The organism is Actinomycetospora corticicola, from assembly GCF_013409505.1.
In the GTDB taxonomy this organism is placed as follows: Bacteria; Actinomycetota; Actinomycetes; order Mycobacteriales; family Pseudonocardiaceae; genus Actinomycetospora; species Actinomycetospora corticicola.
Genome location: NZ_JACCBN010000001.1, coordinates 142,182 through 152,840 on the forward strand (window position 1 = coordinate 142,182; position 10,659 = coordinate 152,840).

9 protein-coding genes are annotated in these 10,659 nt (G+C 72.1%); 4 read left to right on the forward strand and 5 right to left on the reverse strand.

The window, feature by feature from the left end; translation table 11 throughout:
* Positions 1–189: 189 nt before the first annotated feature.
* Positions 190–483 (reverse strand): 30S ribosomal protein S20, encoded by a 294-nt coding sequence (gene rpsT / locus BJ983_RS00640; RefSeq protein WP_179792026.1) that lies wholly within the window; start codon positions 481–483, stop codon positions 190–192.
* Between the two features lie 226 nt (positions 484–709).
* Here rpsT and lepA point away from each other — a divergent pair, with 226 nt between their 5' ends.
* From lepA to BJ983_RS00655, 3 genes are all read left to right on the forward strand, one after another.
* Positions 710–2,575 (forward strand): translation elongation factor 4, encoded by a 1,866-nt coding sequence (lepA, locus tag BJ983_RS00645; RefSeq protein ID WP_179797224.1) that lies wholly within the window; start codon positions 710–712, stop codon positions 2,573–2,575.
* 162 nt (positions 2,576–2,737) lie between these two features.
* Positions 2,738–4,558, forward strand: a complete 1,821-nt coding sequence (locus BJ983_RS00650; RefSeq protein WP_179792027.1) for a DEAD/DEAH box helicase — start codon at positions 2,738–2,740, stop codon at positions 4,556–4,558.
* A 179-nt stretch (positions 4,559–4,737) separates the two neighbouring features.
* Positions 4,738–6,672 (forward strand): FAD/NAD(P)-binding protein, encoded by a 1,935-nt coding sequence (locus tag BJ983_RS00655; protein ID WP_179792028.1) that lies wholly within the window; start codon positions 4,738–4,740, stop codon positions 6,670–6,672.
* Here BJ983_RS00655 and BJ983_RS00660 read toward each other — a convergent pair.
* Both BJ983_RS00660 and BJ983_RS00665 read right to left on the reverse strand, forming a co-directional pair.
* The gene (locus BJ983_RS00660; protein ID WP_179792029.1) at positions 6,639–7,451 is read right to left on the reverse strand and encodes a SigB/SigF/SigG family RNA polymerase sigma factor; all 813 of its coding nucleotides are present in this window, start codon (positions 7,449–7,451) and stop codon (positions 6,639–6,641) included. The genes BJ983_RS00655 and BJ983_RS00660 overlap by 34 nt on opposite strands.
* A 211-nt stretch (positions 7,452–7,662) precedes the next feature.
* Positions 7,663–8,628, reverse strand: a complete 966-nt coding sequence (locus BJ983_RS00665) for a quinone oxidoreductase family protein (protein WP_179792030.1) — start codon at positions 8,626–8,628, stop codon at positions 7,663–7,665.
* An 89-nt stretch (positions 8,629–8,717) separates the two neighbouring features.
* On the opposite strand from BJ983_RS00665, the gene BJ983_RS00670 reads away from it, so the two are divergent.
* Positions 8,718–8,918 (forward strand): hypothetical protein, encoded by a 201-nt coding sequence (locus BJ983_RS00670; RefSeq protein ID WP_343053575.1) that lies wholly within the window; start codon positions 8,718–8,720, stop codon positions 8,916–8,918.
* 121 nt (positions 8,919–9,039) lie between these two features.
* Here the strand turns inward: BJ983_RS00670 and BJ983_RS00675 are convergent, their stop codons facing one another.
* Both BJ983_RS00675 and BJ983_RS00680 read right to left on the reverse strand, forming a co-directional pair.
* The gene (locus tag BJ983_RS00675; RefSeq protein WP_179792031.1) at positions 9,040–9,828 is read right to left on the reverse strand and encodes an enoyl-CoA hydratase-related protein; all 789 of its coding nucleotides are present in this window, start codon (positions 9,826–9,828) and stop codon (positions 9,040–9,042) included.
* A 24-nt stretch (positions 9,829–9,852) separates the two neighbouring features.
* A complete protein-coding gene (locus BJ983_RS00680; RefSeq protein ID WP_425484800.1) occupies positions 9,853–10,533 on the reverse strand; it encodes a LuxR C-terminal-related transcriptional regulator in 681 nt (226 codons plus the stop codon).
* Between the last annotated feature and the right edge of the window lie 126 nt (positions 10,534–10,659).

Consider the following 10,659-nt stretch of genomic DNA (forward strand, 5'->3'; position numbering starts at 1 on the left):
CAGCTTCCGCGGCCGGCGCGGATGCCTGGTGTGCACCTCGGGATGGGGCGCACAGCAGGCCGCGCCCCGAGAGTCACGTGAGGCAGCTCCCGCGGCCCGCGGGCCTGCCTGATGTGAATCTCGCGGGCCCCGGAAACGACGAAGGGCGCCGTCCGGTCGGAACCGGAGGCGCCCGTCGTCGGGAAGGGACTAGGCCGGGGTCTTGCCGGCCTTCGCGTCGACCGTGAACGTGGTCGCACGGTGGGCCATGCGCGACTTCTTGTTCGCGGCCTGGTTCTTGTGGATCACGCCGCGGCTCACGGCCTTGTCGAGCAGGCGCGCGGCGTGGCGGCGACGCTCGTCGGCGGCGGTGGCGTCGCCGGACTCGACGGTCTCGCGGTAGCGACGGATGGCCGTCTTGATCTCGGACTTGACCGCCTTGTTGCGCTGGCGGGCTTCCTCGTTCTTCCGGTTACGCTTGACCTGCTGCTTGATGTTCGCCACGGGGCTTTCGAACCTCTTGATCGCTGGGGTGTCTTCGTGCGGGCGCGCAACAGGCGTCCAGCCCGCACGGCGCAGTAGGCCCCAGGTTACCAACGGGCCTCACCGACGATGACCGTCGGGGTGGCGTGGGACGATGGAGCAGACACCGCACCAGCAGGAAGGCGTGACCTCGTTGACCGAGACCACCACCCAGCAGTCGACCAAGACCCCTGGCCGACCGGGCACCGTGGGCTACGCCGACGAGACGTTCACGCCCCCGGACCGGATCCGCAACTTCTGCATCATCGCGCACATCGACCACGGGAAGTCGACGCTGGCCGACCGGATGCTGCAGCTCACCGGCGTCCTGGGCGACCGTGCCTACCGCGCGCAGTACCTCGACCGCATGGACATCGAGCGCGAGCGCGGCATCACCATCAAGGCGCAGAACGTGCGTCTGCCCTGGTACGCCGCGGGGCCCGACGGCGAGATGCGCGACCACGTCCTGCACCTCATCGACACCCCCGGGCACGTCGACTTCACCTATGAGGTGAGCCGCTCCCTCGCCGCGTGCGAGGGAGCGATCCTGCTGGTCGACGCCGCGCAGGGGATCGAGGCGCAGACGCTCGCGAACCTCTACCTCGCGCTCGACCACGACCTCGAGATCATCCCGGTCCTGAACAAGATCGACCTGCCGGCGGCCGAGCCGGACCGGTACGCGGCGGAGATCGCGCACCTCATCGGCTGCGAGCCCGACGACGTGCTGCGCATCAGCGCCAAGACCGGCGACGGCGTCGGCGCGGTGCTCGACGAGGCCGTGCGCCGCATCCCGGCCCCGGTCGGCGACCCCGACGCCCCGGCCCGCGCGATGATCTTCGACTCGGTCTACGACACCTACCGCGGCGTCGTCACCTACATCCGCGTCGTCGACGGCAAGATCACCCCGCGCGAGCGCATCCGCATGATGAGCACGAACGCGGTGCACGAGCTGCTCGAGGTCGGGATCATCTCGCCGGACCAGAAGCCCTGTCAGGGGCTCGGCGTCGGCGAGGTCGGCTACCTGATGACCGGCGTGAAGGACGTGCGCCAGTCCCGCGTCGGCGACACGGTCACGTGGGAGCGCCGCGGCGCCGCCGAGCCGCTCGGGGGCTACGCCGACCCGCAGCCGATGGTCTTCTCCGGGCTCTATCCGATCGACGGCAGCGACTACCCGCTGCTGCGCGACGCGCTGGACCGGCTGCGCCTCAACGACGCCGCGCTGTCCTACGAGCCGGAGACCTCCGCCGCACTGGGCTTCGGGTTCCGCTGCGGGTTCCTCGGGCTGCTGCACCTGGAGATCACGCGCGACCGGCTCGAGCGCGAGTACGGACTCGACCTCATCTCCACCGCGCCGAACACCGTCTACCGGCTCGAGCTCGACGACGGCAGCGAGGCCGAGGTGACCAACCCGGCCGACTGGCCCGACGGCAAGGTCCGCACGATCTACGAGCCGATCACCAAGGTCTCGGTGCTGGCCCCGAGCGAGTTCGTGGGCCCGATCATGGAGCTCTGCCAGTCGCGTCGCGGCCAGCTCGAGGGCATGGACTACCTGTCCGACAGTCGGGTCGAGCTGCGCTACACGATGCCGCTCGCCGAGATCATCTTCGACTTCTTCGACATCCTGAAGTCGCGGACCCGGGGCTACGCGTCGCTCAACTACGAGCCGGCGGGGGAGCAGGCGGCCGACCTGGTCAAGGTCGACATCCTGCTGCAGGGCGAGGCGGTCGACGCGTTCTCCGCGATCGTGCACAAGGACGCCGCCTACGCCTACGGGAACTCGATGGCCTCGAAGCTGCGCGAGCTCATCCCGCGCCAGCAGTTCGAGGTGCCGATCCAGGCCGCGATCGGCGCGAAGATCATCGCCCGCGAGACGATCCGCGCGATCCGCAAGGACGTGCTCTCCAAGTGCTACGGCGGCGACATCACGCGCAAGCGCAAGCTGCTGGAGAAGCAGAAGGAGGGCAAGAAGCGGATGAAGACGATCGGCCGGGTCGACGTCCCGCAGGAGGCCTTCGTGGCCGCGCTCTCCACCGACCAGAACGCCGTGGACAAGGCCAAGTCCGGCAAGAAGTGAGCCATCGCTCGGCGTCGGGAAGGCCCTTCCCGACGTCGGGTGGGGGCGCCTCGCGTACGATGGTCATGTAGGTGCCGAGCTGTCGGCCTGGGATGGATCGCGTGTGTGACGGGTCCGCGGACAGCTCTCACCGTCCGACGAACCCCTCCCTGAAAGAGATCTGTGACCCACGCTGCTGTCCTGTCCGACTCCGACCTCCCCCTCGACCCGTTCGTCGACTCCGACGACGCGTCGACCGACGAGCCCGCCAACGGCTTCGTCGCGCTCGGCCTCGACGACCGGGTGATCTCCACCCTCGTCGAGCAGGGCTTCCACACCCCGACGCCGATCCAGTCCGAGACGATCCCGCTGCTGCTCTCCGGCCGCGACGTCCTCGGCCTGGCGCAGACCGGCACCGGGAAGACCGCGGCCTTCGCGCTGCCGCTGCTCTCGCGCATCGACCCGAGCGTGCGCGCCCCGCAGGCCCTCATCCTGACGCCGACCCGTGAGCTCGCGATCCAGGTGGCCGAGGCCATCGAGTCGTTCGCGACGGCCCTGCCCCACGTCCACGTGGTCCAGCTCTACGGCGGCGCGCCCTACGGCCCGCAGCTCTCGTCGCTGCGCCGCGGCGCGCAGATCGTCGTGGGCACGCCCGGTCGCGTGGCCGACCACCTGGAGAAGAGCACCCTCAACCTCACCGACGTCGGGTACTTCGTGCTCGACGAGGCCGACGAGATGCTGCAGATGGGCTTCCTCGAGGAGGTCGAGAACATCTTCGGCCTGCTCCCGGCCGACCGTCAGGTGGCGCTCTTCTCCGCCACGATGCCGACGGCGATCCGCGAGGTCAGCCGCAAGCACCTGAACGCGCCCGCCGAGGTGTCGATCAAGGGCAAGACGACCACCGCGGCGAACACCCGCCAGCGCTACGTCGTGGTGCCCGAGCGCCAGAAGGCCGACGCCCTCGCCCGCATCCTGCAGGTCGAGGACTTCGACGCCGCCCTGGTGTTCGTGCGCACCCGGCAGAACACCACCGACGTCACCGAGGCGCTCAACCGCCGCGGGTTCTCGTCGGTCGCCATCTCGGGTGACCTGTCGCAGGTCCAGCGCGAGAAGACGATCGCCGACCTCCGCTCGGGGAAGATCGACGTCCTGGTCGCCACCGACGTCGCCGCCCGCGGCCTGGACGTCGAGCGCATCACCCTCGTCGTGAACCACGACCTGCCGACGGACCCCGAGTCCTACGTGCACCGCATCGGGCGCACCGGGCGTGCGGGCCGGTCCGGCGACGCGATCTCGTTCGTCACGCGCGGCCAGATCCGGCTGATGCGCGCGATCGAGAACACCACCCGCCAGAAGGCGGAGGAGATGTCGGTGCCCGGCACCGACGAGGTCAACGCCCGCCGCCGGTCGCGCTTCGCGACCCGGATCACCGCCGAGCTCGAGGGTCACGACGACGGGGGCGACTCCATCGACGTGTTCCGGCGCGTCATCGACGAGTACGTCGCCGAGCACGACGTCGACCCGCTGGCCCTTGCCGCCGCTCTCGCGAAGATGGCCCAGGGCGGCAAGCCGCTCCTGGTCGACGAGCTCCCGGTGGCCCCGGTACGCGGCGACAAGCGCGTGCGGGACGACAAGCCGGGTCGCGGCCAGGGTAAGCGCCCGACCACGGCCTCGTCCTGGAACGTCGGCTCCGGTACCGACACGTACCGGATCGAGGTCGGGCACAACCAGCGCGTGAAGCCCGGCGCGATCGTCGGCGCCATCGCCAACGAGGCGGGCCTCGACTCGGCGCACATCGGCCACATCGACATCCGCACCGACCACACGCTGGTCGAGCTGCCCGCCGACGTGCCCGAGCCCGTCGTCAAGCGCCTCCAGCGGGCGCGCGTGGCCGGTCGCCCGATGGGCCTGCGCCGTGCGTCCGACTCGGACCGGGCCGGTTCCGGCCCGCGCCCGGAGCGTCGCGGCCCGAGCCGTGACCGCCGGGAGCGCCCGACCCGCTAGTCCGACGTGACCGAGGGGTCCCTTCGCGCGAACAGATCGCGCGAAGGGGCCCTTCGATCGTTCCAGGCCGACCTGGCGATGGGCGCCCACGGCCCGCCTATTCGAGCGAGGGGACCCTTCGCTCGGGAGCGCGCCACATCCGGTGGCCGCAACCGGGTGCCGCGCCTACCGTCGGAGGGATGACGCGTTCGGTCGTGATCGTCGGTGGCGGACCACGCGGGACCGGGGTGCTGGAACGGCTCGTGGCCGGCGCCCCCGCGGCGGGGGTGGACGCGGACCACCCGCTCGACGTCCACCTCGTCGACCCCTACCCGGCCGGCGCCGGCCGGGTGTGGCGCACCCGGCAGTCCGAGCTGCTGTGGATGAACTCCATGGCCGCCGACGTCACGATGTGGACCGACGATTCGGTCACGTGCGCAGGGCCGATCGTCCCCGGCCCGAGCCTCATCGAGTGGGCTGAGGAGGTCCGCGACGCCCACTCCGAGCCGGAGGGCCGGGTCGGCGAGGAGGTCCGCTCGCTGACCGGGAGCACCTTCCCCACCCGCCAGCTGCAGAGCCACTACCTCGCCGACGTCCTGGCGCGCGTCCTCGACTCCGCCCCCGAGGGCGTCCACGTGCACGTGCACGAGCAGCGCGCCGTCGGGATCGAGGACGGCGACGTGCGCCGCGTCCGCCTCGAGGACGGCGAGGTGCTCACCGCCGACGCCGTCGTGCTCGCGTCCGGCCACCTCGACGCGTCCCCGACCGACGACGAGATCGCCCTTCTGCGTTGCTCGCGGCGTCTCGGTCTGCACTACTTCGCCCCGGAGCAGACCACCGACTCCGACCTCGATGCCATCCCGGCCGGGGAGACGGTCATCGCGCGGGGCATGGGCCTCGCGTTCATCGACCTCATGGTGCTGCTCTTCGAGGGCCGCGGCGGTCGGTTCGTCGAGGACCCGGACGGTCCCGACGACGGGTCGGGCCGGGGGCGGTTGACCTACGTCCCGAGCGGGCGGGAGGTGTCGCTGCACGTCGGCTCCGGCCGTGGCGTGCCGTACCACGCGAAGACCGAGTACGGCCTGCTCGGTCCGCGCCCGCCGCTGCCGCGCTTCTTCGGGCCCGACCAGATCGACGAGCTCGCCGCGCGACAGGGCGGCGTCAGCCTGCGCGCGGATGCCTGGCCGCTGATCGCGAAGGAGGCCGGCTGGGGCTGGTACCACGAGCTGTTCCACGGCCACCCCGACCGCGTCGCCGGGGACTGGGACACCTTCGCCGCCGCGTACGCCGACGTCGACTGGTACTCCGCGGAGCGGGAACGGCTCGTCGAGGCGTCCGTGCCCGACGAGGCGGACCGGCTGGACTTCGAGCACCTCGACCGGCCGCTCGACGGTCTGCGCACCGACGGCGACACGTTGCAGAAGTTCCTGCGCACCTACATCAGCGACGACCTGGCCCGGCACGTCGACCCGCGGCACACCGAGGAGCTGGGCGCGTTCGTCGCGATCCTGAGCGCCTACATGCAGTCGGTGGAGCTGACGAGCCGGGGCGCGCTCACGGCGAAGTCCCGCGCCCGGGACCTCGGCTGGTGGCAGAACCTGTTCTCGTCGCTCGCGAGCGGGCCGCCCGGACCGCGTCTGCGGCAGCTGCTCGCGCTGAACCGGGCCGGGTACGTGACGTTCCTGGGCTCGGGGCTGAGCGTGGAGATCGACGAGGAGAACGGCACCTTCGTCGCGACCGGCGCGGCGCTCGACGGCCCGCCGACCCGGGCCACGACCTTCGTCGACGCGCGCCTGGCCTCACCGAGCGTGCGCCGCACCTCCGACCCGATGCTGCGGTCGTTGATGCGGGCCGGGCTCGTCGACGAGGAGACGCTGAGCTGGAACGCGTGCACGCGCGGCGACGACTACTCGGGCGTCGTCGAGCACTCCACGGGGCTCCTCCCGGTGGACCCGGCCGACCACCGGGTGCTCACCGGGCCCGAGCAGGAGCCGCACCCGCGGCTCTTCGCGATCGGCCCGCACACCACCGTCCGGCTGCCGGGCGCCTTCACCCGGCCGAACACGAACAGTCTGAGCTTCCGTGCCAACGACGCGGTGGCTCAGGCGCTCCTCGCGATCACCGACGACGACTGACCGGACGACGTCGCCTCCCGGACCCGGGCGCGCTCGCGGAGGCGCTCCAGGGTCTGGGCGAGCAGCCGGGACACGTGCATCTGGGAGATCGACAGGCGCTCGGCGATCTCGGACTGCGTCTTCTCGTGCACGAAGCGCAGCACGAGGATGGTGCGCTCGCGCTCGGGCAGGGTGCCGACGAGGTCGCGCACGAGGGCCCGTGACTCGACGTGCGCCAGGTCCGGGTCGTCGTGTCCGAGCACGTCGGCCACGGTGGTGTCGGTGCCCTGCGTGAGCGTCGAGTCGAGCGAGTCCGGCCGGTAGGAGTGGTGCGCCGAGATGGCCTCGATGACCTCCTCGCGGTCGATCCCGAGGTGCTCGGCGAGCTCGGTGGCCGTGGGGGCGCGCCCGAGCTGCTGGCCGAGGGTGGTCGACGCGGTGCCGACCTGCAGGTAGCGGTCCTTCACGCCACGCGGCGTGCGGATCGCCCAGGCGGCGTCGCGGAAGTGGCGCCGGACCTCACCCATCATCGTGGGGACGGCGTAGGACAGGAAGTCGCGACCCTGCTCGGGGTCGAAGCGCCGCAGGGCGTGCAGCAGGCCGATCGCGGCGACCTGCTCGAGGTCGTCGACGGCCTCGCCCCGACGCGAGAAGCGGCGGGCGATGTTGCGGGCGACGGGCCGGAACGCGTCGGTGAGCTCGGCCGTCAGCTGGTCCCGGCGAGGGTGTCCCAGCGGGAGCGAGGCGAGTTCCTCGAGCTGCGGGGCGTACTGGTCATAAGCGCTGGTGCGTTCGGACACGGGCAGACCTCACAGACACGCAAGACACGCAAGGGATGCGGTCCGCCTGGCTGCGGTGTGAACCACGACGGGGGAGCAGGGGCCACCTGAAGAGGCAGGCCCGGAACCAGAACTGGTTGCTCAACCCTGGGACATCGGCATTCCCCGGAGACGGGGGGCTAAACATCCCGACGACGGGTCCCGCGGCGGGACCCGTCGTCGGGAAGGGGAACTAGCGGGTGAAGACGATCTTGCCGGCGGTCTCGCCGTCGGACATGGCGCGGAACCCGGTGGCGGCCTCGGTCATCGGCAGCTCCTGGCCGATCTCGGGGGTGATCCCCGTCGTGGCCACGAAGTCGAGGAGGTCGCGCAGCTCGTCGAGCGTGCCCATCGTGGAGCCGACCAGGTTCTTCTGCAGGAAGAACATCTGGGCGAGCTCGGCGGGCGGCTGGTTGCCCGACGTGGCGCCGGAGCAGACGATCGTGCCGCCGGGCACCAGGGAGCGCACCGAGTGCTTCCAGGTGGCCTCGCCGACGGTCTCGAAGACGGCCTGCACCTTGCCGGGCAGCTTGCCGTTGGACTCGAAGACCTGGTGGGCGCCGAGGCGCAGCGCGAGCTCGCGCTTCTCCTCGGTGCGGCCCGTGACCCAGACCTGCATGCCCGCGGCGCGCCCGAGGGCGATCAGGGCGGTGGAGACGCCGCCGGAGGCGCCCTGCACGAGCATCGTCTGCCCGCCGCGCAGGCCGGACTTGGTGAACAGCATGCGGTAGGCGGTCAGCCAGGCCGTGCCCATGACGGAGCCGGCGACGGCGGACATGCCCTCGGGGCGGGGGAGCGCGTTGCGCTTCGGGACGACGACGTAGTCGGCGAAGCTGCCCTGCGCCCACTCGGTGAGCATCTTGCGCTTCGGGTCGAGGGTCTCGTCGTCCTTCCAGTCCGGGTCGCCCATGAGCGAGTGCAGGACGACCGGCGTGCCGTCGTCGAGCGTGCCGGCGCCGTCGCAGCCCAGGATCATGGGGAACTGCTCGGGCTTGATGCCGACGCCCCGCAGCGTCCACAGGTCGTGCATGTTGAGGCTCGCGGCCTCGACCTTGACCCGCACCCAGCCCTCGGGGACCTCCGGGTCGGGACGCTCACCCACGACGAGGGAGGCGAGCGGATCGTCGGCGTTGGGCTCGGACGCGTAGACGGCGAACATGGGGCCGAACCTATCGGGGAGCGCCCCGATGTGCCCGGACGACGGGAGCGCGGCGGAGCCCGATCTCGGCGGCCCGGTACCGTGGCGGCGTGCTGCACGCCGTCGCGACCTGGTGGGACGGGGTCGAGCTGTGGCTCACCCAGCTCGACTTCACGCTGCAGGTGATCATCGTGATCGGCGTCCTCGGCCCGGCCTGCTGGGCGCTCGCCGCGCTCGTGGACACCCTCGTCGAGCGCACGGTCGCGTGGCGGCTCGCGGCCCTCGAGCGCCGCAGCGGCGCAACCGACTAGTGGACCGCCGCTACGCCCGGCTCTGGGTCACGGGCACCCTGGTCGCGCTGATCCTGCTGGTGATCGTGCTCGATGTGCTCCGCAGGTGAGCACTGATGGTCGCCATGGCGACCGTTAGTGCTCACGAGGGCGGAGCCCACCGGGGCGGACGCTTCTCCGCGAACGCCGCCATCCCCTCCTGCCCCTCCTCGGAGGCGAAGAAGTCGGCGGACAGCGCGAGCATGGTGTCGAACTCGGCGGCCATGTCCGGCGCCGGCGTCCGGCGCAGCATCTCCTTGGTCGCGGCGAGCGCCTGCGGGGCGCCCAGGGCGAGCATGTCGACGTAGCGGTCGACGGTAGCGTCGAGCTCGCCCGGATCGACGGCGGCGTTGAGCAGGCCGACGGCCGCGGCCCGGTCGGCGTCGAACACCTCGCCGGTCAGCATGAGCTCGTGGGCGGCCCGGGAGAGCAGCCGCGGCAGCACCGTCACCGAGATGACGGCGGGGACGACGCCGATGCGCACCTCGCTGAAGGCGAACGTCGAGCCCTTCGCGTCCGCACCCGCCCGTGCCGCGACGGCGATGTCGCAGGCCGCGACGAGGCCCACGCCGCCGGCGCGCGCCGGTCCGGCCAGGCGGGCCACCACCGGCTTCGGCGACTCCCACAGCAGCTGCAGGATGGCCGGGAACTCCTGCACCCCCTGGTCGCCGGATCCGGCCCCGCGGGACTCGCGGAGGTCCATCCCGGAGCAGAACACCGACCCGGTGTGGGTCAGCACCATCACCCGCACGGCCTCGTCGTCGAGGGCGGTCTGCAGGTGTCCGCGCAGCTCGCGGCGGAGCTGGGCGGAGAGGGCGTTGCGGTTCGACGGCGAGTCGAGGGTGATGGTCGCGCGGCCCGCGGCGACGTCGAGGTGCACGAGTTCATCCACGACGCACGACCGTAGTGGTGCTCCCTAGCGGACGACGCCCGCCCGCATGGCGAGGGCGACCATCTGGGCGCGGTCGCCCGTGCCGAGCTTGCGCCCGATGCGGGAGAGGTGGGACTTGACCGTGAGGGCGGACAGGCCGAGCTCCGTGCCGATCTCGGCGTTGGAGTGGCCGTCGGCGACCTGCTGGAGCACCTGCGCCTCCCGCTGGGAGAGCTCGCGTGGGGCGCCGTCCACGGCGGCGATGCGGGTGCCCGAGCCGGTGAGCGGCCCGGCCGCGGCGTCCGGTTCGACGACGCGGCAGACGCCCGAGGCCGAGGTCAGGTAGGCGAGCGCGCCGACGCCGAAGGCGGCCTGTGCGGCGACGTGGTCGTCCGGGCCGACCGCGACGGCACGCCAGCCGTCGGCCCGCAGCTCGGCGATGAGGGCGAGCGCGTCGCCCTCCGCGAGGCCCAGGTCGACGACGGCGAGCTCGCAGGGCGGTCCGGTCCGGGCCCGACGGCGGGCCTCGTCGGCCGACGACACCTCGTGGACGGTGCCGGCGCCGGCCTCCGCGAGGGAGCGGGTGAGCACCTCGCGACGGCGTTGGTCGCCGTCGACCACGAGCACCGACAGGCGCGCCTGGTCGTCGGCGGAGCGCTGCAGGGTCGGGGCGAAGAGGCCGCCGGGGGCGGGCCGCTCCGCGACGGGGGTGCGTGCGGCCGGGATCATCGCCCGACGGGTGTCACCCGAGGGAGCGGCAGCCTCCGGACGGACGAAGGACTGGTGGTCGATGAGCGGGAACACACCACTCCATCGGTCGACCCCCGATCAGGCTTGAGCGACCCGGTCGAG

Bases quoted from the DNA above. Each gene is read 5' to 3' on its own strand.
- BJ983_RS00655 (WP_179792028.1), top strand. From the start codon at position 4,738: ATGACGCGTTCGGTCGTGATCGTCGGTGGCGGACCACGCGGGACCGGG.
- BJ983_RS00665 (WP_179792030.1), bottom strand. From the start codon at position 8,628: ATGTTCGCCGTCTACGCGTCCGAGCCCAACGCCGACGATCCGCTCGCC.